The sequence below is a fragment of the Pseudomonas sp. T1.Ur genome (genome assembly GCF_023516725.1).
GTDB lineage: Bacteria > Pseudomonadota > Gammaproteobacteria > Pseudomonadales > Pseudomonadaceae > Aquipseudomonas > Aquipseudomonas alvandae.
Genome location: NZ_JAMGSN010000001.1, coordinates 4674659 through 4697117, shown reverse-complemented (window position 1 = coordinate 4697117; position 22459 = coordinate 4674659). Strand labels below are relative to the sequence as shown.

The 22459-nt window shown below is 59.3% G+C and carries 20 protein-coding genes; 15 read left to right on the top strand and 5 right to left on the bottom strand.

The annotated features are described in order from the left end of the window. Positions 1-86 precede the first annotated feature (86 nt). The gene (locus tag M8Q45_RS20890; RefSeq protein ID WP_249876207.1) at positions 87-1781 is read right to left on the bottom strand and encodes a lactate permease LctP family transporter; all 1695 of its coding nucleotides are present in this window, start codon (positions 1779-1781) and stop codon (positions 87-89) included. A gap of 263 nt (positions 1782-2044) precedes the next feature. Between M8Q45_RS20890 and M8Q45_RS20885 the strand changes: the two genes are divergently transcribed. Next, entirely contained in the window at positions 2045-2812 is a 768-nt protein-coding gene (locus M8Q45_RS20885; RefSeq protein ID WP_249876206.1) for a GntR family transcriptional regulator, read from the top strand. A 118-nt stretch (positions 2813-2930) separates the two neighbouring features. Here the strand turns inward: M8Q45_RS20885 and smpB are convergent, their stop codons facing one another. Next, the gene (smpB, locus tag M8Q45_RS20880; protein ID WP_030139770.1) at positions 2931-3413 is read right to left on the bottom strand and encodes an SsrA-binding protein SmpB; all 483 of its coding nucleotides are present in this window, start codon (positions 3411-3413) and stop codon (positions 2931-2933) included. 118 nt (positions 3414-3531) lie between these two features. Between smpB and M8Q45_RS20875 the strand changes: the two genes are divergently transcribed. Genes M8Q45_RS20875 through M8Q45_RS20865 form a run of 3 tightly spaced genes read left to right on the top strand, consistent with a single transcriptional unit; the run spans position 3532 to position 5685 of the window. Next, on the top strand, positions 3532-4935 hold the full coding sequence (locus M8Q45_RS20875) for a sodium-dependent transporter (protein WP_249876205.1): 1404 nt from the start codon (positions 3532-3534) through the stop codon (positions 4933-4935). Positions 4936-4942: 7 nt separating this feature from the next. Beyond that, a complete protein-coding gene (locus M8Q45_RS20870; protein ID WP_030139772.1) occupies positions 4943-5386 on the top strand; it encodes a type II toxin-antitoxin system RatA family toxin in 444 nt (147 codons plus the stop codon). Continuing rightward, positions 5383-5685: an RnfH family protein gene (locus tag M8Q45_RS20865; RefSeq protein ID WP_249876204.1), complete on the top strand. Its 303-nt coding sequence runs from the start codon at positions 5383-5385 to the stop codon at positions 5683-5685. The genes M8Q45_RS20870 and M8Q45_RS20865 overlap by 4 nt, the downstream gene beginning before the upstream one ends. Before the next feature lie 58 nt (positions 5686-5743). On the opposite strand, the gene M8Q45_RS20860 is transcribed toward M8Q45_RS20865, so the two are convergent. After that, positions 5744-6271: an outer membrane protein assembly factor BamE gene (locus tag M8Q45_RS20860; RefSeq protein ID WP_030139774.1), complete on the bottom strand. Its 528-nt coding sequence runs from the start codon at positions 6269-6271 to the stop codon at positions 5744-5746. Positions 6272-6368: 97 nt separating this feature from the next. Here M8Q45_RS20860 and fur point away from each other — a divergent pair, with 97 nt between their 5' ends. Then, positions 6369-6773, top strand: a complete 405-nt coding sequence (gene fur, locus M8Q45_RS20855; protein WP_030139775.1) for a ferric iron uptake transcriptional regulator — start codon at positions 6369-6371, stop codon at positions 6771-6773. A 75-nt stretch (positions 6774-6848) separates the two neighbouring features. On the opposite strand, the gene recN is transcribed toward fur, so the two are convergent. Beyond that, on the bottom strand, positions 6849-8522 hold the full coding sequence (gene recN / locus M8Q45_RS20850; RefSeq protein WP_249876203.1) for a DNA repair protein RecN: 1674 nt from the start codon (positions 8520-8522) through the stop codon (positions 6849-6851). 241 nt (positions 8523-8763) lie between these two features. Between recN and grpE the strand changes: the two genes are divergently transcribed. The 8 genes from grpE (at position 8764) to M8Q45_RS20810 (ending at position 19285) form a co-directional block, all read left to right on the top strand. Next, positions 8764-9330 carry a nucleotide exchange factor GrpE gene (gene grpE, locus M8Q45_RS20845; protein WP_181287537.1) on the top strand — a complete coding sequence of 189 codons (567 nt, stop codon included), beginning with the start codon at positions 8764-8766 and terminating at the stop codon, positions 9328-9330. A 101-nt stretch (positions 9331-9431) separates the two neighbouring features. Beyond that, entirely contained in the window at positions 9432-11348 is a 1917-nt protein-coding gene (dnaK, locus tag M8Q45_RS20840; protein ID WP_030139778.1) for a molecular chaperone DnaK, read from the top strand. Positions 11349-11713: 365 nt separating this feature from the next. After that, complete coding sequence (dnaJ, locus tag M8Q45_RS20835; RefSeq protein WP_030139779.1) at positions 11714-12838, top strand: molecular chaperone DnaJ; 1125 nt, start codon at positions 11714-11716, stop codon at positions 12836-12838. Positions 12839-12847: 9 nt separating this feature from the next. Then, positions 12848-13654, top strand: a complete 807-nt coding sequence (gene dapB, locus M8Q45_RS20830; protein WP_249876202.1) for a 4-hydroxy-tetrahydrodipicolinate reductase — start codon at positions 12848-12850, stop codon at positions 13652-13654. Positions 13655-13909: 255 nt separating this feature from the next. Further along, positions 13910-15046, top strand: a complete 1137-nt coding sequence (gene carA / locus M8Q45_RS20825; RefSeq protein WP_249876201.1) for a glutamine-hydrolyzing carbamoyl-phosphate synthase small subunit — start codon at positions 13910-13912, stop codon at positions 15044-15046. Positions 15047-15151: 105 nt separating this feature from the next. Then, positions 15152-18373 carry a carbamoyl-phosphate synthase large subunit gene (gene carB, locus M8Q45_RS20820; protein ID WP_249876200.1) on the top strand — a complete coding sequence of 1074 codons (3222 nt, stop codon included), beginning with the start codon at positions 15152-15154 and terminating at the stop codon, positions 18371-18373. Between the two features lie 2 nt (positions 18374-18375). After that, positions 18376-18852 (top strand): transcription elongation factor GreA, encoded by a 477-nt coding sequence (gene greA, locus M8Q45_RS20815; RefSeq protein WP_030139783.1) that lies wholly within the window; start codon positions 18376-18378, stop codon positions 18850-18852. 28 nt (positions 18853-18880) lie between these two features. After that, entirely contained in the window at positions 18881-19285 is a 405-nt protein-coding gene (locus M8Q45_RS20810; RefSeq protein ID WP_249876199.1) for an MFS transporter, read from the top strand. 10 nt (positions 19286-19295) lie between these two features. Here the strand turns inward: M8Q45_RS20810 and M8Q45_RS20805 are convergent, their stop codons facing one another. Further along, complete coding sequence (locus M8Q45_RS20805) at positions 19296-19604, bottom strand: YhbY family RNA-binding protein (protein ID WP_003177852.1); 309 nt, start codon at positions 19602-19604, stop codon at positions 19296-19298. Between the two features lie 106 nt (positions 19605-19710). Between M8Q45_RS20805 and rlmE the strand changes: the two genes are divergently transcribed. Together rlmE and ftsH are read left to right on the top strand one after the other, a co-directional pair. Beyond that, on the top strand, positions 19711-20343 hold the full coding sequence (rlmE, locus tag M8Q45_RS20800; protein WP_249876198.1) for a 23S rRNA (uridine(2552)-2'-O)-methyltransferase RlmE: 633 nt from the start codon (positions 19711-19713) through the stop codon (positions 20341-20343). Between the two features lie 200 nt (positions 20344-20543). Further along, positions 20544-22454 (top strand): ATP-dependent zinc metalloprotease FtsH, encoded by a 1911-nt coding sequence (ftsH, locus tag M8Q45_RS20795; protein WP_181287544.1) that lies wholly within the window; start codon positions 20544-20546, stop codon positions 22452-22454. Positions 22455-22459 lie beyond the last annotated feature (5 nt).

The window sequence follows — 22459 nt, the reverse complement described above, 5'->3', positions numbered from 1 at the left end:
CTTTCAGCAGCCTTGCAGACCCGGTTGTGAATAGCAGACACCGAATCACGGTTCGGCGTCGGTTTTTTCAGTGTTTTGTGTAGTACTTAGTGAACCAGCATGCCGGTGAACCAATAGGCCTGGGCCAGCGTGATCAGGCCAACGATCGTTGCAAAGAATAGGCTGTGTTTCAGGGTGAAACGGAACAGATCCGATTCCTTGCCCACCAGCCCAGTGGCCGCACAGGCCACGGCGATCGATTGTGGCGAGATCATCTTGCCGGTCACGCCGCCGCTGGTATTGGCCGCCACCAGCAAGGTGTCGTTTACGCCGATCTGGTGTGCGGTGGTGGCTTGCAGCGAGCTGAACAGCGCGTTGGACGACGTATCGGAACCGGTCAGGAACACGCCCAGCCAACCCAGGAAGGGCGAGAAGAACGGGAACGCCGCGCCGGTGCCGGCCAATACCAGGGCCATGGTCGAGGACATGCCGGAGTAGTTGGTGACAAACGCGAACGCCAGCACCATGCCGATGGACAGGATCGGCCAGCGCAACTCGAAAAGGGTTTCTTTGAAAGTGGTAAGACCAGTCTTGGCGTTGATTTTCAATACCAGCATCGAGATCAGCGCTGAGAAGAAAATCGCCGTGCCGGTGGCGGAAATCGGATCAAGCTTGAACACGGCCGGGATGGCGGTCGGGTTGACCACGATAGGTGCGGACTTGATGACCAGCTGATCCAGGTGCGGGATAGCGAAGTTGAACACCCAGGCGTACATCGAGCCGCCAGCGGCGAACATCGCCTTGAAGGGTTTCAAGGTCCAGATCGTGACCAGCACGGTGAGAATCAGGAAAGGCGACCAGGCCTTGATGATTTCCCCCAGGCTGTAGGGCGACGCCACGGTGCTGCGCGGCTGGCCGAAACCACCGGCGCTGGCGGAGACTGTTGCGCTGGAGGTGGCGCCAGCAATCTGGGCGCCTGCGGTGCGCTTGGGCTGCCAGACTTTCAGGAACAGCGTCAGGGAAATCAGGCTGGCGAGGGCGGACGTGATGTCCGGCAGCTCCGGGCCAATGAAGTTTGACGTGAAATACTGGGTGATGGCGAAGCTCAAGCCTGCCACCAGCGCCGCTGGCCAGGTTTCCCGCACGCCACGCAGGCCGTCCATCATGAACACCAGCCAGAACGGCACGAACAGCGACAGCAACGGCAGCTGGCGACCGGTCATCGCACCGATCTTGAACGCGTCGATCCCGGTGACCTGCCCGGCCACGATGATCGGGATACCCAGCGCGCCAAAGGCGACCGGTGCCGTGTTGGCAATCAGGCACAGGCCAGCGGCATACAAGGGATTGAAGCCCAGGCCGACCAGCAGGGCCGCGGTGATTGCCACGGGTGCGCCGAAACCGGCGGCACCTTCGAGGAATGCGCCGAAGCAGAAGCCGATCAACAGCACTTGCAGGCGTTGGTCATCGGTAATCGACAGCACCGAGCTGCGGATGACCTCGAACTGGCCGCTCTTGACCGTGAGTTTGTAGAGGAACACTGCGGCGACGATGATCCAGGCGATGGGCCACAAACCGTAGGCAAAACCATAGCCGGCGGCGGCGAAAGCCATATCTGCAGGCATGTTGAACGCGAAGATCGCCACGGCAATCGCCAGGGCCAGGGTGATACTGCCGGCCACGTGTCCCTTCAGGCGAAACACGGCCAGGGCCAGGAAGAAAAACACGATGGGAATGACGGCCGCGAGTGCGGACAAGCCTAGGCTGCCGAGCGGGCTGTAAAGCTGTTGCCAGGTTTGCATATTGGGTGAGCCCCTAATTGTTGTTGGTCAGGCACTGGTCAGCGGTTGTGGTTAATTGGTAATACCAATTTACAAGCGCTGTCGGCTAGGGTAAAAGCCTTGGTTGTCGTGTGTCAATTTGCCGCCCTGAAACTTTCGTCGAATAAGCGGTGCAGATCACATCTGATCTGCTGGCATTGGTGGTTTTTGGTGGGTGTGGACAAGGCCCGGATGGGCCAGAATAGAGAGCCCGGCGAGCCGTCGGGATCGTGGAGAATTGAGTTATGGGGTTTGATCAGATTCGTCAGCGCCGTTTGTCTGACGATATTGTCGAGCGGCTTGAAGGCATGATCCTCGAGGGCACGCTGAAGTCAGGTGAGCGCCTGCCGGCCGAGCGGACCCTGGCCGAGCAGTTCGGCGTATCACGCCCTTCGCTGCGTGAAGCGATCCAGAAGCTGACGGCCAAAGGCTTGCTGATCAGTCGCCAGGGCGGCGGCAACTACGTGGTGGAGTCGCTGGGCTCGACCTTCAGTGATCCGCTGCTGCAGCTCCTGGAAAGCAATCCGGAAGCGCAGCGCGACTTATTGGAGTTTCGTCATACCCTGGAAGCGTCCTGCGCTTACTACGCAGCATTGCGGGCGACGGAGGTCGACCGCGAGCGACTGACGACCGCGTTCGAAGCGTTGCAGGATTGTTATTCGCGCCACGAAGAAGTGAGTCGGGCGGAGGAGGGCGCGGCGGATGCACGTTTCCACCTGGCGATCGCCGAGGCCAGCCATAACGCGGTTTTGCTGCACACCATTCGCGGACTGTTCGACCTGCTCAAGCGCAACGTGGTGACCAATATCGGCGGCATGTACAAGCAGCGCAGCGAGACGCGCGACATGCTGATCAGTCAGCATCGCGAGCTGTTTCAAGCCATCATGGACGGGCACGCCGAGCTGGCGCGGGAAGTCTCCAGCCGACATATCCTGTATGTGCAGGAAGTCCTGGAAGAAGTGCGTCAGGAAGTGCAGCGCGTGGCGCGAGCGGAGCGGCGCAAGGGAATCTGATCGTGCCTGCGGACCCTGTGTGAGCAAGCTTGCTCGCGATGGCGGTCTATCTGACACATCTACAACTGATGTGACGACGCTATCGCGAGCAAGCTCGCTCCCATAAAGATCGAGGGCGTTAGTCTTCCTTGCCCTTGTTGCGCACCGCACGCTGCAACTCGCGACCGGCGTCGCGTTCGCGTTCGGTATCGCGCTTGTCGTATTCCTTCTTGCCCTTGCCCAGGGCAATTTCGCACTTGATCAAGTGCTTGCTCCAGTACAGCGACGTGCAGACGCACGCATAACCCTTCTGCTGCACGGAAGCGAAGAGCTTCTCCAGCTCGCGCTTGTTCAGCAGCAGCTTGCGCGACCGCACTGGGTCGGCAATGACGTGGGTGCTGGCGGTGGTCAGCGGCGTGATATGACTGCCCAGCAGCCACGCTTCGCCGTCCTTGAGCAAGACATAACTGTCGACCAGTTGCGCCTTGCCGGCACGCAAGCTCTTTACTTCCCAGCCGGCCAGGACCATGCCAGCCTCGAAACGTTGTTCGATGAAGTAATCGTGTCGCGCCTTTTTGTTTTGCGCGATGGTCCCTGTGGGGTGTTTCTTCTGTTTAGCCATAGGGGCGGCATTATAGGCAGTTGCGTGCGTGTCGGCTACGGTGAAGCGGTGTGCTTGAGCAGGTTGCATGAATCCCGGACAATGCGGCCTCTTTTTTGAACGCTTGGGCGTGATCACGATGTCGACAGACAAGGTTTCTGTCCACGGCAGTTGGGCTAGCCGCTGGGTCTTCATACTCGCCGCGACCGGTTCGGCCGTGGGCCTGGGTAGTATCTGGAAGTTTCCGTATATGGTCGGCGTCTATGGCGGCGGGGCTTTCGTATTGATGTTCCTGGCGTGCATCGTCCTCATCGGCGCACCCGTGATGCTGGCGGAAACGTTGATCGGTCGTCGCGCCCGACAGAGCCCGGCCAACGCCTTGAAGGTATTGGCGGTGGAGGCAGGGCACTCGCCGAAGTGGTCATGGGGCGCGTTCGCCGGAATGATCACGGCGTTGCTGATCCTGTCCTTCTACAGCGTGGTGGGTGGCTGGTCGCTGGACTACATCATCGACATGGGGCGTGGGGATTTCCAAGGTGCGACACCCGACCAGGTCGGTGCCTACTTTGGCGATGTGATCGCCGACCCGTGGAGGCTGACGCTTTGGCACACACTTTTCCTGGTGCTCTCCGCCGTGGTGATTGCCCGAGGCGTGGTTGCCGGGCTTGAGCGCAGCCTGCGGATCATGATGCCACTCCTGTTCGTGATGATCCTGGTGCTGCTGGGCTACAGCATGACCACGGGCCACTTCATGGAAGGCGTGCATTTCATGTTCGACTTCAAGCCGGAGAAAGTCATGGATGGCTTGTTGCCAGCCATGGGCCACGCATTTTTTTCCCTCAGCGTGGGGGTCGGCTCGATCATGATCTATGGCGCCTACATGCCGAAGAATGCATCTCTGACCAAGACCGTTGTCGGGGTCGCGTTGCTGGATACCTTTGTATCGCTGTTGGCTGGAGTGGCATTGTTCCCGATTGTGTTTGCCGCCGGCCTGAACCCCAGCGAAGGCCCGGGGCTGATGTTTGTCAGCCTGCCTTTTGCTTTCGGCAGCATGGCGTTCGGCCAAGTCATGGGGGTGGTGTTTTTTGTCCTGGTGGCTATCGCAGCCTGGAGTTCAGCCATTTCCCTGCTTGAGCCGATGGTGGCTTATCTTGTGGAACGAACCCGCCTGAGCCGCGCCTGGGTCACCTTCTGGCTGGCCTTTACTTGCTGGTTCGTGGGGCTGGGCACGGTTTTTTCCTTCAATATATGGAAGCAGGCAAAGTTTTTCGTGAACGAAGACGGCCTGTTCCACCTCTACCAGTGGGGAGCTGCCGGGGGACTGGATTTCTTCGGGGTGATTGATTTCTTTACATCGCGGATCATGCTGCCATTGGGAGGTTTGTGTTTCGTGGTGTTTGCAGGGTGGGTCATGGGGCGTGAAGCCGTACGCGACGAGTTGTCGCTGCGCAGTCCGGTGCTGTTCGCCCTGAGCCTGTTCTTGATGCGCTATGTGGCGCCCATCGGCATTCTTGTAGTGTTTGCCGCCCAGCTGTGGAAGTGACGCTTGCATGACGACACATATTCAACGCTCGGCCTTGCTGCCTTACCCGGCGCAGGCGCTCTATGACCTGGTCAACGACGTGGCGAGTTATCCGCAGTTCCTGCCGTGGTGCTCGTCCGCCGAGGTGCTCGAAAGCTCCGAAACCCATATGCGCGCCAGTCTCAACGTCGCCAAGGGTGGATTGAGCCAGCATTTCGTCACTCGCAATACGTTGGTGCCGGGCCAATCCATCGAAATGAACCTTGAAGAAGGCCCTTTCAATCAGCTTCATGGCGTATGGGTGTTCAAGCCGCTCGGCGAGAAGGCCTGCAAGATCAGCCTGGACCTGTCATTTGATTATGCCGGGCCACTGGTACGCGCGACGTTGGGCCCGCTGTTCAATCAGGCGGCCAATACCCTGGTGGACGCGTTCTGCCAGCGGGCCAAGCAAAATGCCGAGCTCAAGCGTTGATCGAGATAGAAGTGGTGTATGCCGCTACCGATCGCCAGGTCTTGCGCTCATTCAAGGTCGACGAAGGAACGTCTGTTCGCGCCGCACTGATCGTGTCGGGCATTGCCGAGGCGTTTCCGGAGCTGGACCTGACCACTTGCCCTGTCGGGATTTTTGGCAAAGTGGTTACCGATCCGGACCGGCAGGTGGTCCAGCCGGCGGATCGGCTTGAGATTTATCGACCTTTGCTGGCTGATCCGAAGGAAATTCGTCGCCTGCGGGCGGCCAAGGCCGCCCAGGCGCGTCAGGCGGATCAATAGCCGAGCTGAATTGCAGGCATGAAAAAACCCGGCATGCCGGGTTTTTTCTTGTCGCGATTTATTGCGGTGACGTATCCAGCGGCTCCGGAGTCGGCACAGGCACGGTCTCGACTTTGTCCACGTCTTTTTGGATCTGATCCAGCAGCGAACCTGGCTTGGCCGGTTTTTCCGGTTTTGGCTGTTCGGCGTTCTGGGTCGGGTCGGTCACCGTCGTGCCGCTGTCCTTGCCCATGATGGCTTCATCGCGGCTTACGCCCGGCATGAAATCACCCGACAGGCTGACAAGCTGATCATTGGCATTGAAGATAACGCTGATGCGTTCTTGTTGCCGCTCGCCGCCGCCAGGCTGCAAGCTGTACAGGTAATCCCAGCGATCGGCATGGAACGTGTCGGTCAGCAGGGGGTTGCCCATGATAAACCGTACTTGCCGACGGGTCATTCCCGGGCGTAACTGGTCTATCATGTCCTGCGTGACGACATTGCCCTGCTGGATGTCGATTTTGTAAACCCCGGGGAATGAACAACCGGCGAGTGCGAGCAGTCCCACGAAGGTGAAACTGGTTAGCAAGAGCTTGGTGTTTTGCATCGGTGGGCGACTTCCACTATCTTGGCTGGGACAACGTAAACGCCGATCATACCCGCAATAAGAGAAGCTGCGAAGCAGCATCGCGAGAAAGCTGACCATGGTTGAAAATAGCGAACTACGCAAAGCCGGCCTCAAAGTGACCCTGCCAAGGGTCAAGATTCTGCAAATGCTCGATTCCGCAGAGCAACGCCACATGAGTGCCGAAGACGTCTACAAGGCGCTCATGGAAGCTGGCGAGGACGTCGGTCTGGCCACGGTTTACCGTGTCCTGACCCAGTTCGAAGCTGCGGGGCTGGTGGCTCGTCATAATTTTGATGGCGGTCATGCTGTCTTTGAATTGGCTGACGGGGAGCACCATGACCATATGGTGGATGTGGAAACCCGTGAAGTTATCGAATTCGTCAGTCCTGAAATCGAGAAGCTGCAAAAAGCGATTGCTGAAGAGTATGGTTTCGAGCTGATCGATCACCATCTCGTCTTGCACGTGCGTAAGCGCAAATAAGCTCGTCGCGGGAATCAATTCTCCCAAAACGAAAGAAGGCGGCCCTCGGGTCGCCTTCTTGCTTTGCGGTGTCCTTTAGATTTTTGCCGCAATCACCATTTTCTTGGCGTGCGCCAAGGACTCTTTGGTCAGGTCGATGCCACCGAGCATCCGTGCCACTTCCTCCACGCGTTCATGCTTGTTGAGCTTGGACACGGCGGTACGAGTAGCGTCTTCGCCACGCACCTTGTGGACAAAAAGATGCTGGTGTCCCTGGGCGGCGACCTGGGGCAGGTGGGTAACGGTCAGTACCTGGCCGCGTTCGCCCAACCTGCGAAGCAATTGGCCGACAATTTCCGCTGTCGGGCCGCCGATCCCTACGTCCACTTCGTCAAATACCAATGTGGGCACTCGTGAGGTTTGCGCGGTAATGACCTGGATGGCCAGGCTGATGCGCGACAGCTCGCCCCCAGACGCCACCTTGGCCAGTGCCTTGAGCGGCTGGCCAGGGTTGGCGCTGACCAGCAGCTCTACCTGTTCAAGCCCATTGGGCAGCAGTTCGTCGCCGGCGTTGGGGTGCAGCTCGATGGTGAAGCGCCCGCCTGGCATGCCCAGTCGCTGGATTTCCTGCTCCACGGCATTGGCCAGCCCAGTCGCGGCCTGGCGGCGCAGCTGGCTGAGCTCGTTGGCTTTTTCCTGGTAATGACGCGCGTAGGATGCCAGCTCGTCGCCGAGGCGCTCGATGGATTCATCATTGGCGTTCAGGGTTTCCAGTTCTTCCAGCAGGCGTTGCTGCAGCTCGACGACATCGGTCGGCTGGACGCGGTGCTTGCGGGCGAGCGTGTAAATCGTATCCAGGCGTTCTTCGAGGTATTGCAGGCGTGCCGGGTCGGCGTCGAAATGATCAAGGAACCGGTTCAATTCCCCGACGGCTTCCTCGACCTGTATCTGTGCGCTGGTCAGCAGGTTCGTTGCTTCGTTCAGGGCGCCTACGGAGTTGCTGACGCTGGAGAGTCGGTTCAGGCTCGCCGTCAGGGCGTTGAGCACATTGCCTGAATCGCTTTCGCTGCATTGTTCAACGACCTGGCGGCAAATACCCAGCAGCGCCTCGGCGTTGGTCAGGTTCTTGTGTTCCTGTTCCAATTCCTCCAGCTCGTTTTCACCCAGGGCCAGGTTCTCCAGCTCTTCCAGCTGGTAGCTCAATAACTGGTGGCGAGCACGCTGTTCGTCGCCAGAGTTTGAGAGGCGATCCAGTTCCTGCCGGGTTTGCCGCCAACGCTGGGCGGCCAGTTGAACCTGGCGTGCCAGGTCTGTGGCGCCTGCGTATTCGTCGAGCAGTCGGCGATGGGTATCGGTCTTGAGCAGGGATTGATGTTCATGCTGGCTGTGAATATCAATCAGCAGCTCACCGAGGGCCTTGAGGTCGCCCAATGGACAGGGCGTGCCGTTGATATAGCCTCGGGAGCGGCCCTCGGCGGTGATGACCCGGCGCAGGATGCACAGGCCATCGGTGTCCAGGTCACGTTCGGCCAGCCAGGCGCTGGCTTCGGGAATATCGACCAGGTCGAAGGTTGCCAGGATGTCGGCCTTGTCCGCTCCGGGACGCACCACGCCGCTGTCGGCACGGTCGCCCAGCGTCAGGCCCAAGGCGTCGAGCATGATCGATTTGCCCGCGCCGGTTTCACCGGTTATCACGCTCATGCCCCGATCGAGTTCGAGGTCGAGATGTTCGACGATGGCGTAGTTGTGTACGGACAGGTGCACCAGCATAAGGCCGCTCCCAGGCTTTAGGTCTGGTTATTTATACAGTGTTTTGTTTCAGGCTGACAATGCCTGCGCTTAGCTCGATTTGCTTGGGAAGCTGCAATTCTTAGTGCGGCGAGGAATGATCTTGCCTCTGCCTTTTGTAGGGTTAATTCGTCAGATGACCCTTGAAGCTTGAAAACCCGGCCCCATATACCGGGGCAGAAGCGCGAGTCGAGCTCGCGGACGAAGTTGAAAGGAGAAATCTATGGCTGACGAACAGACGCAGGACACGCAAAATCTAGACGCCAATCAGGCTCCCCAGGACTCGGGCGAGGACCTGTCGGCACGTGTACAAGTGCTCGAGGAGCAACTGGCCGGTGCGCAGGATCAGGCGTTGCGTGTAGCCGCCGATCTGCAGAACGTTCGCCGTCGCGCCGAGCAAGACGTAGAAAAGGCCCACAAGTTTGCCCTGGAGCGTTTCGCTGGCGACCTGCTGCCAATCATCGACAGCCTGGAACGTGGTTTGGAGTTGTCCAACCCGGACGACGAGAACATCCGTCCGATGCGTGAAGGCATCGAGCTGACCCTGAAAATGTTCCAGGACACCCTCAAGCGCTATCAGCTTGAAGCGATCGATCCACACGGCGAACCCTTCAACGCCGAACATCACCAGGCAATGGCGATGCAGGAAAGTGCGGACGTCGAGCCAAACAGTGTGCTGAAGGTTTTCCAGAAGGGCTACCTGCTCAACGGCCGTTTGCTGCGCCCGGCCATGGTTGTGGTCAGCAAGGCGCCAGCTCCGGTTTCGCCTTCTATTGATGAGCAGGCTTGAAATCGGGCGCAACGGCCCCATTAAGAAGTCAAGCGTTTAAGTACTACCGCAGTTAGCCACCACTGCTGCGGCAAAAATATTCAAGTTCCGGGAGAGTTAACATGGGCAAGATTATCGGCATCGACCTGGGGACCACCAACTCGTGCGTCTCCGTGCTGGAAAACGGCAAGGCCAAGGTTATTGAAAATGCTGAAGGCGCGCGCACCACGCCGTCGATCATCGCATACGCCAACGATGGCGAGATCCTGGTGGGCCAGTCCGCCAAGCGTCAGGCTGTGACCAATCCGCATAACACCCTGTACGCGGTGAAGCGTCTGATCGGTCGTAAGTTCGACGAAGAAGTCGTTCAGAAAGACATCAAGATGGTGCCTTACAAGATCGCCAAGGCTGATAACGGCGACGCGTGGGTTGAAGTGAACGGCCAGAAAATGGCACCGCCACAGATCTCGGCTGAAATTCTGAAGAAAATGAAGAAGACCGCCGAAGACTACCTCGGCGAAGCGGTGACCGAAGCAGTCATCACTGTCCCTGCCTATTTCAACGACAGCCAGCGCCAGGCGACCAAAGACGCCGGCCGCATCGCAGGCCTGGACGTAAAACGTATCATCAACGAACCTACCGCGGCGGCGCTGGCCTACGGCATGGACAAGGCCAAGGGCGATCACACCGTGATCGTTTATGACCTGGGTGGCGGTACTTTCGACGTTTCCGTGATCGAAATCGCGGAAGTCGACGGTGAGCACCAGTTCGAAGTGTTGGCCACCAACGGTGACACCTTCCTCGGTGGTGAAGACTTCGACATCCGCCTGATCGACTACCTCGTCGATGAGTTCAAGAAAGAAAGCGGCATGAACCTCAAGGGTGACCCGCTGGCCATGCAGCGCCTGAAAGAAGCCGCTGAAAAAGCCAAGATCGAACTGTCCTCGAGCCAGTCGACCGACGTGAACCTGCCGTACATCACCGCAGACGCTACCGGTCCTAAGCACCTGAACGTAAAAATCTCCCGCGCCAAGCTCGAAGCGCTGGTGGAAGACCTGGTTCAGCGCACCATCGAACCTTGCCGCATTGCGATGAAGGATGCCGGTATCGACGTGGGTTCGATCAACGACGTGATCCTGGTCGGCGGTCAGACCCGTATGCCACTGGTGCAGAAGCTGGTTACCGATTTCTTCGGTAAAGAAGCTCGCAAGGACGTGAACCCTGACGAAGCCGTTGCCATGGGTGCCGCTATCCAGGGCGCCGTTCTTGCCGGTGACGTGAAAGACGTTCTGCTGCTGGACGTCAGCCCGCTGACCCTGGGTATCGAAACCATGGGTGGCGTGATGACCGCGCTGATCGAGAAAAACACCACGATTCCTACCAAGAAATCCCAGGTGTTCTCGACTGCCGATGACAACCAGAGCGCCGTGACCATCCACGTCCTGCAAGGCGAGCGCAAGCAAGCTGCCCAGAACAAGTCCCTGGGCAAGTTCGACCTGGCCGAGATTCCACCGGCACCACGTGGCGTGCCACAGATCGAAGTGACCTTCGACATCGACGCCAACGGCATCCTGCACGTCGGTGCGAAAGACAAGGCGACCGGCAAGACCCAGTCGATCGTGATCAAGGCCAACTCCGGTCTGTCCGAGGAAGAAATTCAGCAAATGGTCCGCGATGCTGAAGTCAACGCCGAGGAAGACCGCAAGTTCGAAGAGCTGGCAAGCGCTCGCAACCAGGGTGACGCTCTGGTGCACTCGACTCGCAAGATGGTTGCCGATGCTGGCGAAAAAGTGACCGCTGAAGAGAAAACCGCTATCGAGGCAGCCGTGGTTGCCCTTGAAGCGGCTGTCAAAGGTGACGACAAGGCGGCCATCGAGGCGAAGATCGAAGAACTGTCGAAAGTCTCCGCTCCAGTGGCTCAGAAGATGTACGCCGAACAGGCCCAGCCAGCTGAAGGCGCCGCGCAGCAAGGCGAATCGGCGGAAAAAGCCGACGACGTCGTCGACGCTGAGTTCGAAGAAGTGAAAGACAACAAGTAATCGCTTGTTGGTCGGCCGGTTGACTGCATTTGTGCGGTGGCTGGTAGGATGTCGCCGCGCGGGAGCTTGCTCCCGCGTTGGCGTGTCTGGAGCCAGCGAATTTTTACAGCATGCGACAGTGTTCGGGTGTTGGCGGTGTGTTCGGGAATGCTCCTGCTTTTCGGGCGATGAGCACCGCATTTTGGCCGGGGCCCTGGCTAAAAGATTTGGATTGTAGGAGACGTCGCGCAGGCACTTTTCCTACAAAGCCTACGACCAGGATCGTTGAATTGACGTGAGTTGGGTCCGGGCCTGTATTGGGGCTCAACGAGTTTGGCAAGGTTCAGGAGAGGTTTGCCGAACGTCCTATAAGAGTGCAAAGACTAATGGCAAAGCGTGATTTTTACGAAGTATTGGGTGTCGAGCGCGGTGCCAGCGAGGCAGAGCTGAAAAAGGCTTATCGTCGCCTGGCGATGAAGCATCACCCGGACCGTAATCCCGGCGACAAAGCGTCGGAAGAGATGTTCAAGGAGGCCAACGAGGCTTACGAAGTCCTGTCCGACTCCAGTAAGCGCGCGGCCTACGACCAGTATGGTCATGCCGGTGTCGACCCGAGCATGGGCGGCGGTGGCGCCGGTTTCGGCGGCCAGAATTTCTCCGACATCTTCGGCGATGTTTTCAGCGATTTCTTCGGCGGTGGTCGCGGCGGTGCCCGTGGTGGCGCCCAGCGTGGCAGTGACCTGCGCTATACGCTGGAGCTGAACCTGGAAGAGGCGGTGCGCGGTACGACGGTCAATATCCGTGTGCCGACGCTGGTCAACTGCAAACCGTGCGATGGCTCGGGGGCCAAGAAGGGTTCCTCGCCCGTGACCTGCCCGACGTGCGGCGGTATCGGCCAGGTTCGCATGCAGCAGGGCTTCTTCTCGGTCCAGCAAACCTGCCCGCGGTGTCACGGTCAAGGCAAGATCATTTCCGACCCGTGCGATTCCTGCCACGGCGAAGGGCGTGTCGAAGAGTACAAGACGCTGTCGGTCAAGGTGCCAGCCGGTGTCGACACCGGTGACCGCATTCGCTTGTCTGGCGAAGGTGAGGCGGGGGCCCAGGGCGGCCCGACTGGCGACTTGTATGTCGTGATCAACGTACGCGAGCACGCGATCTTCCAGCGCGACGGCAAACACCTGTTCTGCGAGGTGCCGATCAGCTTTGTCGATGCGGCGTTGGGTGGCGAGCTTGAGATCCCGACCCTCGACGGTCGCGTCAAGCTGAAGATTCCCGAGGGCACACAGACCGGCAAGCAGTTCCGGATTCGCGGCAAGGGCGTCGCGCCAGTGCGTGGCGGCGGTGCGGGCGACCTGATGTGCCGTGTGGCGGTGGAAACCCCGGTCAACCTGAGCCGGCGCCAGCGTGAGTTGCTTGAGGAGTTCCGCAGCTCCCTTGCGGATGACAACAGCCACTCGCCGAAAACCACTGGCTGGTTCGAAGGCGTGAAGCGCTTTTTCGGCGATCTCTAAGGAGTCCGCATGCGACGTATAGCAGTGATGGGCGCCGCCGGGCGCATGGGCAAGGCGTTGGTCGAGGCCGTGCAGCAGCGTTCGCCGCTGTCGGGGTTGACGGCTGCCATCGTCCGGCCTGACAGCACCCTGGTCGGCGCCGACGCTGGCGAATTGGCCTCGATTGGGCGTATCGGCGTGCCGATGTCCGGTGGGCTGGAAAAGGTGATCGACGAATTTGACGTCCTCATTGATTTCACCTTGCCGGAAGTCATGCTGAAAAACCTTGCCATCTGCCGCAAGGCAGGCAAGGCCATGGTGATCGGTACGACCGGTCTGGATGCTGCGCAGAAGCAGTTGCTGGCCGAAGCGGGCAAGGACATCCCAATCGTGTTCGCGGCGAATTTCAGCGTGGGCGTGAACCTGTCACTCAAATTGCTCGACTTGACGGCGCGGGTCCTGGGTGACGATGCGGATATCGAAATCATCGAGGCGCATCACCGGCACAAGATCGATGCGCCTTCTGGAACGGCCTTGCGCATGGGTGAAGTGATTGCCGATGCGCTGGGGCGCGATCTGCAGCAGGTGGCTGTGTATGGGCGCGAAGGGCATACCGGTGCTCGCGAGCGCGACACCATCGGCTTCGCGACCGTACGGGGCGGCGACGTGGTGGGTGACCATACCGTGTTGTTCGCCACCGAAGGCGAGCGCCTGGAGATCACCCACAAGGCGTCGAGCCGGATGACCTTCGCCAAGGGCGCCGTGCGTGCCGCGTTGTGGCTGGATGGGCGCGAGCCTGGTTTGTACGACATGCAGGACGTTCTCGACCTGCGTTGATGTCCTTGAAGGCGGGGTTCAGGTTATACTGAACCCCGTTTTACACCGCTTCGCGACGACCTGTCGCATTCCCCTGCCTTTAAGGCTCATTAGCGGTGGACCAAAAAAGCCTTTTTCTGTAAGCTACAGCTTTAGTGTGTCCACTAAAAGCGCGCAGAATAATTCAGTGAACAAGCGGGGTGACGTGTCCATACGTCACTCCGCTTTTTTACAACCTGCGATCGCCCTTTCAGGCTTTATTTACGGGAGGTCTTCTTGACTAAGCCAGCCATACTCGCCCTTGCTGATGGCAGCATTTTTCGCGGCGAAGCCATTGGAGCCGACGGTCAGACCGTTGGTGAGGTGGTGTTTAACACCGCAATGACCGGCTATCAGGAAATTCTTACCGATCCTTCCTACGCCCAGCAAATCGTTACCCTGACTTACCCGCATATCGGCAACACCGGTACCACGCCGGAAGACGCCGAGTCCGATCGTGTCTGGTCCGCCGGCCTGGTCATCCGTGACTTGCCGCTGGTAGCGAGCAACTGGCGTAACACGATGTCCCTGTCCGATTACCTGAAAGCCAACAACGTCGTGGCGATCGCTGGTATCGACACTCGCCGCCTGACCCGCATCCTTCGGGAAAAAGGCGCGCAGAACGGCTGCATCATGGCCGGCGACAACATCTCCGAAGAAGCCGCCATCGCCGCTGCCCAGGGTTTCCCTGGTCTCAAGGGCATGGACTTGGCGAAAGTCGTCAGCACCAAGGCGCAGTACGAATGGCGCTCCACAGTCTGGGACCTGAAGACCGACCGTCACGCGACGATCGAGGCTTCCGAGCTGCCCTACCACGTGGTTGCCTACGACTACGGCGTCAAGCTGAACATCCTGCGCATGCTGGTCGAGCGTGGTTGCCGCGTCACCGTGGTACCGGCGCAAACCCCTGCCGCCGACGTCCTGGCGCTCAAGCCTGATGGCGTGTTCCTGTCCAACGGCCCTGGTGATCCGGAGCCTTGCGACTACGCGATCCAAGCGATCAAGGACGTCCTGGAAACCGAGATCCCGGTTTTCGGTATCTGCCTGGGTCACCAGCTGCTGGCCCTCGCATCGGGCGCCAAGACCCTGAAAATGGGCCACGGCCACCACGGTGCCAACCACCCCGTACAGGACCTGGACACCGGCGTGGTGATGATCACCAGCCAGAACCATGGTTTTGCCGTGGATGAAGCGACGTTGCCAGCCAACGTTCGTGCGATCCACAAGTCGCTGTTCGACGGCACGCTGCAAGGCATCGAGCGTACCGACAAGAGCGCGTTCAGCTTCCAGGGCCACCCTGAAGCGAGCCCGGGCCCGAACGATGTGGCGCCGCTGTTCGATCGCTTCATCAATGAGATGGCCAAGCGACGCTGACCGCGTGAAGCCCGAGGGCGGCCCCGAAAGCGGCGGCCCCCACGGGCGCTTCAAAGATTGTTCGACGGCCTAGCCGACTGACCTGCGGATTTGAGTGACAAACCCATGCCAAAACGTACAGACATAAAAAGCATCCTGATTCTTGGCGCTGGCCCGATCGTGATCGGCCAGGCCTGCGAATTCGACTACTCCGGCGCCCAGGCCTGCAAAGCCCTGCGCGAAGAGGGCTACCGCGTCATCCTGGTGAACTCCAACCCGGCCACCATCATGACCGACCCGGCCATGGCCGACGCCACCTACATCGAGCCGATCAAATGGCAGACCGTTGCCAAGATCATCGAGAAGGAGCGCCCGGACGCGCTGCTGCCGACCATGGGTGGCCAGACCGCGCTGAACTGCGCCCTGGACCTGGAGCGCGAAGGCGTCCTGGAGAAGTTCGGTGTGGAAATGATCGGCGCCAATGCCGACACCATCGACAAGGCCGAAGACCGTTCGCGTTTCGACAAGGCGATGAAATCCATCGGCCTGGACTGCCCACGCTCGGGCATCGCCCACAGCATGGAAGAGGCCAACGCCGTCCTGGAGCGCCTCGGCTTCCCGTGCATCATCCGTCCGTCTTTCACCATGGGCGGCACCGGTGGTGGCATCGCCTACAACCGTGAAGAATTCGAGGAAATCTGCGCCCGTGGTCTCGACTTGTCGCCGACCAAGGAACTGCTGATCGACGAATCCCTGATCGGCTGGAAAGAATATGAAATGGAAGTTGTCCGCGACAAAAAGGACAACTGCATCATCGTCTGCTCCATCGAGAACTTCGACCCGATGGGCGTGCACACCGGTGACTCGATCACCGTCGCACCGGCCCAGACCCTGACCGACAAGGAATACCAGATCTTGCGTAACGCCTCCCTGGCGGTGCTGCGCGAGATCGGCGTGGAAACCGGCGGCTCCAACGTCCAGTTCGGCATCTGCCCGAACACCGGTCGCATGGTGGTCATCGAGATGAACCCGCGAGTATCCCGTTCGTCGGCCCTGGCCTCGAAAGCCACGGGCTTCCCGATCGCCAAGGTCGCTGCCAAGCTGGCTGTGGGCTACACCCTGGACGAGCTGTCGAACGACATCACCGGCGGCAAGACCCCGGCGTCCTTCGAGCCGTCCATCGACTACGTTGTGACCAAGCTGCCACGCTTCGCCTTCGAGAAATTCGCCAAGGCCGATGCCCGACTGACCACTCAAATGAAGTCGGTGGGTGAAGTCATGGCCATCGGCCGGACCTTCCAGGAATCCCTGCAGAAAGCCCTTCGTGGCCTGGAAGTGGGCGTTTGCGGCCTCGATCCGAAGCTGGACCTGGCCGACCCGGAAAGCATGAGCGTGCTCAAGCGCGAGCTGACCGTGCCGGGCGCCGAGCGCATCTGGTACGTGGCCGATGCTTTCCGCGCGGGCATGACCGTCGAGCAGATCTTCGGCATGAACATGATCGACCCTTGGTTCCTGGTACAGATCGAAGATCTGATCAAGGAAGAAGAGAAGGTCAAGACCCTGGGCATGTCCAGCATCGACCACGACACGATGTTCCGCCTCAAGCGCAAAGGCTTCTCCGACATGCGCCTGGCCAAGCTGCTGGGTGTGACCGAGAAGAGCCTGCGCGCCCATCGTCACAAGCTGGAAGTGTTCCCGGTCTACAAGCGCGTCGACACCTGCGCGGCCGAGTTCGCCACCGACACCGCCTACCTGTATTCCACGTACGAAGAAGAGTGCGAAGCCGCGCCATCGACCCGGGACAAGATCATGATCCTGGGTGGCGGTCCTAACCGGATCGGCCAGGGCATCGAGTTCGACTACTGCTGCGTGCACGCGGCACTGGCCCTGCGCGACGACGGCTACGAGACCATCATGGTCAACTGCAACCCGGAAACCGTGTCCACCGACTACGACACCTCTGATCGCCTGTACTTCGAACCCGTGACCCTGGAAGACGTGCTGGAAATCGTCCGTGTCGAGAAGCCAAAAGGCGTGATCGTCCAGTACGGCGGCCAGACCCCACTGAAACTGGCTCGCGCCCTTGAAGCCGCCGGCGTGCCGATCATCGGCACCAGTCCGGATGCGATCGACCGTGCCGAAGACCGCGAGCGCTTCCAGCAGATGGTCGAGCGCCTGAACCTGCGCCAGCCGCCAAACGCCACCGTGCGCAGCGAAGACGAAGCGATTCGTGCCGCCGCCAAGATCGGTTATCCGCTGGTGGTGCGTCCGTCCTATGTGCTGGGCGGCCGTGCGATGGAAATCGTCTACCAGGAAGACGAGCTCAAGCGTTACCTGCGTGAAGCGGTCCAAGTGTCCAACGACAGCCCGGTGCTGCTGGACCACTTCCTCAACTGCGCCATCGAAATGGACGTGGATGCGGTCAGCGATGGCAAGGACGTGGTGATTGGCGCGATCATGCAGCACATCGAGCAGGCCGGCGTTCACTCCGGTGACTCCGCGTGCTCGCTGCCGCCTTATTCGCTGCCGGCGCACATCCAGGACGAAATGCGCGAGCAGGTCAAGAAAATGGCCTTGGAGCTGGGCGTCATCGGCCTGATGAACGTGCAACTGGCCCTGCAGGGCGAGGACATCTACGTCATCGAAGTCAACCCGCGTGCTTCCCGTACCGTGCCGTTCGTTTCCAAGTGCATCGGTGTTTCCCTGGCAATGATCGCTGCACGGGTCATGGCTGGCAAAACCCTGAAAGAGCTGGGCTTCACCAAAGAAATCATTCCGAACTTCTACAGCGTGAAAGAGGCGGTGTTCCCGTTCGCCAAGTTCCCAGGCGTGGACCCGATCCTCGGCCCGGAAATGAAGTCGACCGGTGAAGTGATGGGCGTGGGCGATACGTTCGGTGAAGCCTTCGCCAAGGCGCAAATGGGCGCCAGCGAAGTCTTGCCGACTGGCGGCACGGCGTTCATCAGCGTGCGTGATGACGACAAGCCACTGGTTGCAGGCGTGGCCCGTGATCTGATCAACTTGGGCTTCGAAGTGGTTGCCACTGCCGGCACCGCCAAGCTGATCGAGGCGGCGGGACTGAAAGTGCGCCGCGTGAACAAAGTGACCGAGGGCCGTCCACACGTGGTCGACATGATCAAGAATGACGAAGTCACGCTGATCATCAACACCACCGAAGGTCGCCAGTCGATCGCCGATTCCTACTCCATTCGTCGCAACGCGCTGCAGCATAAGATCTACTGCACCACGACCATTGCTGCGGGCGAAGCGATCTGCGAAGCGCTCAAGTTCGGTCCCGAGAAGACCGTGCGTCGCTTGCAGGATCTACATGCAGGATTGAAGGCATGAGCATAACCAAGTACCCGATGACTGTTCAGGGCGCGAAGGCCCTGGAAGAAGAACACGCTTTCCTGACCAAGGTCGAGCGTCCGCGCTTGAGCCAGGCTATTGGTGAAGCGCGTGAGCTGGGCGATCTGAAGGAAAACGCCGAATACCATGCGGCCCGCGAAGAGCAAGGCATGGTCGAGGCGCGAGTCCGTGACATCGAAGGCCGCATGCAGAATGCGGTGATCATCGATGTCACGACGATTCCGCATACGGGCAAGGTCATTTTCGGCACCACGGTGGAAATCGCCAACGTCGAGACCGATGAAAGCGTGACCTACCAGATCGTTGGCGAGGACGAGGCAGACATCAAGCTCGGCAAGATTTCCGTCGGTTCACCTATTGCCCGCGCCTTGATTGCCAAGGAAGAGGGCGATGTGGTGGCGGTGAAGACGCCGGGTGGTGTCATCGAGTATGAGATTGTCGAAGTCCGTCACATCTGAACGAAGGCGCCCGCTGCGAGCCGGCGCCATGATCTGGCAGCTCACCCAGATGTTATGGGTGGGCGGCGTCTGGTTGTTGCACATCGGTTTGCTGCCGGTGCTGGGTCGAGTCGGCCTGGCACCGCTGCTCATCGACGAAATCGCAGGCATGCTGACGGCGCTGCTGGTGGCGTTTTCCGCAGCGTGTGTGATGTTTCAGGCTTTGGTGCTGGTTCAGGCCGAGGGCCTTGCCAGTCTATGGCGCGACATTCGTGGGCAGTTGTTGCTCATGTCGTTGTACGCGTGCGGGATGTTCTTTGCGGTGCATCTCGGCTGGCCGGATGCGAGCCAGTGGCAGGTATTCAGTTACCTGGTGCTGGGTTTTTCCGGATTGGTGCTTGTATTGCAGCCGGTTCCTGGCTGGAGTGGCAGGGTGTGCGAGGCACACCCTTGACCCTTTGGCATCACTTGAAGCGGTGAACGTTCGACAGTTGCTTGTTGACGCTGAAATTCTTGCGATAAATCAGCGCCATCTTGCCGATGACCTGCACCAGGTCTGCCTTGCCGGTCTTGCACAGTTCGGCAACGGCAGCCAGGCGGGCTTCGCGATCGAGGATGTTGAGCTTGATCTTGATCAGCTCGTGATCGCCCAAGGCGCGTTCCAATTCGGCGAGCACACCTTCAGTCAAACCGTTGTCAGCCACAGTCAAAACCGGTTTCAGATGGTGGCCGATGGATTTGTATTGTTTCTTCTGCTCTTGAGTGAGCGGCATAATCTGACCCCTGCGTCTGATCTTGTAAAAAAGCGGCGGCCAGTTTACCCGAGCGAGTCCGGGACCGCCCACTTAATCACGACCCGTTTTATTTTTGAGGTGGCCCGTGGCCCGTTCCAAGACAAGTCTTAAATGGCTGCAAGAGCATTTCAACGACCCATTCGTGAAAATGGCGCAAAAAGACGGGTATCGTTCCCGTGCCAGCTACAAGCTGCTGGAGATTCAGGAAAGAGACCGTTTGATCCGTCCAGGCATGAGCGTGATCGACTTGGGTGCCGCCCCGGGTGGCTGGTCCCAAGTGACCAGTCGTCTGATTGGTGGGCAAGGCACTCTGATCGCTTCCGATATCCTGGAAATGGACAGCATCCCGGATGTGACCTTCATTCAGGGCGACTTTACCGAGGACGCCGTACTGGCGCAGATCCTCGAAGCGGTTGGAAAAAACGAGGTGGACCTTGTGATTTCCGATATGGCCCCCAATATGAGTGGACTGGCATCTGTTGATATGCCGCGATCGATGTTCCTGTGCGAGTTGGCGCTGGACCTTGCGACTCGGGTGTTGAAGCCAGGTGGTGATTTTTTGATCAAGGTCTTCCAGGGCGAAGGCTTCGACGAATACCACAAGAGCGTGCGCAAGCAGTTCGAGAAGGTCACGACGCGCAAGCCGAAATCATCGCGTGATCGCTCCCGTGAGCAGTACCTGCTGGGTCGTGGTTTCCGTGGTCGCGGTGAGGAATAAGAGGTTTTTCGACCGGGGCGATAGGTTTTTCGTATTTCGTCCCGTGAGCATTAACGAATATTGTGTAGAAAGTGTTTCACAAAGGGTTACAGACGGCGCCTGCCAGAGTCGTAGGTAATGTAGTAAGTTAGGCCGGTGAATATCATGCGAAGCGCGCGCCAGTAGCGGAGCTTGCTTCAGAGGGTAGTTAATTGAACGATATGGCAAAGAATCTGATCCTGTGGTTGATCATCGCCGCTGTCCTTGTGACCGTGATGAACAACTTCTCCAGCCCTAACGAGCCGCAGACCCTCAACTATTCCGACTTCATCCAGCAAGTCAAGGATGGCAAGGTCGAGCGCGTAGCCGTTGATGGCTATGTGATCACCGGCAAGCGCACCGATGGCGACAGCTTCAAGACCATTCGTCCAGCAATCCAGGACAATGGCCTGATTGGCGACCTGGTGGACAACCATGTCGTGGTCGAAGGCAAGCAGCCTGAACAGCAAAGCATCTGGACCCAGCTCCTGGTCGCGAGCTTTCCGATCCTGGTGATCATCGCGGTGTTCATGTTCTTCATGCGCCAGATGCAAGGCGGTGCTGGCGGTAAAGGCGGGCCGATGAGTTTCGGCAAGAGCAAGGCCCGGTTGCTGTCCGAGGATCAGGTCAAGACTACCCTTGCCGATGTCGCTGGTTGCGACGAGGCCAAGGAAGAGGTTGGCGAGCTGGTCGAATTCCTCCGCGATCCAGGCAAGTTCCAGCGCCTGGGTGGTCGTATCCCGCGTGGCGTGTTGATGGTGGGGCCTCCGGGCACCGGCAAGACCTTGCTGGCCAAGGCAATCGCTGGTGAAGCGAAAGTACCATTCTTCACGATTTCCGGTTCCGACTTCGTTGAAATGTTCGTCGGTGTGGGCGCCAGCCGTGTTCGCGACATGTTCGAGCAGGCCAAGAAGCACGCACCCTGCATTATCTTCATCGACGAAATCGACGCCGTCGGTCGCCATCGTGGTGCCGGCATGGGCGGCGGTCACGATGAGCGCGAACAGACTCTCAACCAGTTGCTGGTCGAGATGGACGGTTTTGAAATGAACGACGGCATCATTGTGATTGCCGCTACCAACCGTCCCGATGTGCTCGACCCAGCGCTGTTGCGTCCAGGGCGTTTCGACCGTCAGGTCGTGGTGGGGCTGCCAGATATCCGTGGTCGCGAACAGATCCTGAAGGTGCATATGCGCAAGGTGCCGATGGGCGATGACGTCGCCCCGGGAGTGATCGCGCGTGGTACGCCAGGCTTCTCGGGTGCCGACCTGGCCAACCTGGTGAACGAAGCGTCGCTGTTTGCCGCCCGTTCCGGCAAGCGCATCGTGGAAATGAAAGAATTCGAATTGGCCAAGGACAAGATCATGATGGGCGCCGAGCGCAAATCCATGGTCATGTCGGAGAAGGAAAAACAGAACACCGCTTACCACGAGGCGGGTCACGCCATCGTTGGTCGTGTGGTGCCTGAACATGACCCGGTGTACAAGGTTTCGATCATCCCGCGTGGTCGGGCGCTGGGTGTGACCATGTTCCTGCCGGAAGAAGATCGCTACAGCCTGTCCAAGCGTGCATTGATCAGTCAGATCTGTTCGCTGTATGGAGGTCGTATCGCCGAGGAAATGACCTTGGGCTTCGACGGTGTAACGACCGGCGCGTCGAATGACATCATGCGCGCTAGCCAGATTGCCCGGAACATGGTGACCAAATGGGGGCTTTCCGAGAAGCTGGGGCCGTTGATGTACGCGGAGGAAGAAGGTGAAGTATTCCTCGGTCGCGGTGGCAGTGGCCAGCATGCGAGCTTCTCGGGCGAGACGGCCAAGCTGATCGACTCTGAAGTGCGTAGCATCATCGACCAGTGCTACGGTACCGCCAAGCAGATTCTCACGGATAACCGTGACAAGCTGGACGCGATGGCCGATGCCCTGATGAAGTACGAAACCATCGATGCCGAGCAGATCGACGACATCATGGCCGGGCGCCCGCCTCGTGAGCCCCGTGATTGGTCGGGTGGCACGGGTTCTTCCGGTACGCCACCGGCGGTACAGGGCGAACGTCCGGAAACACCGATCGGCGGTCCGGCTGCCGACGTTTAAGGCTT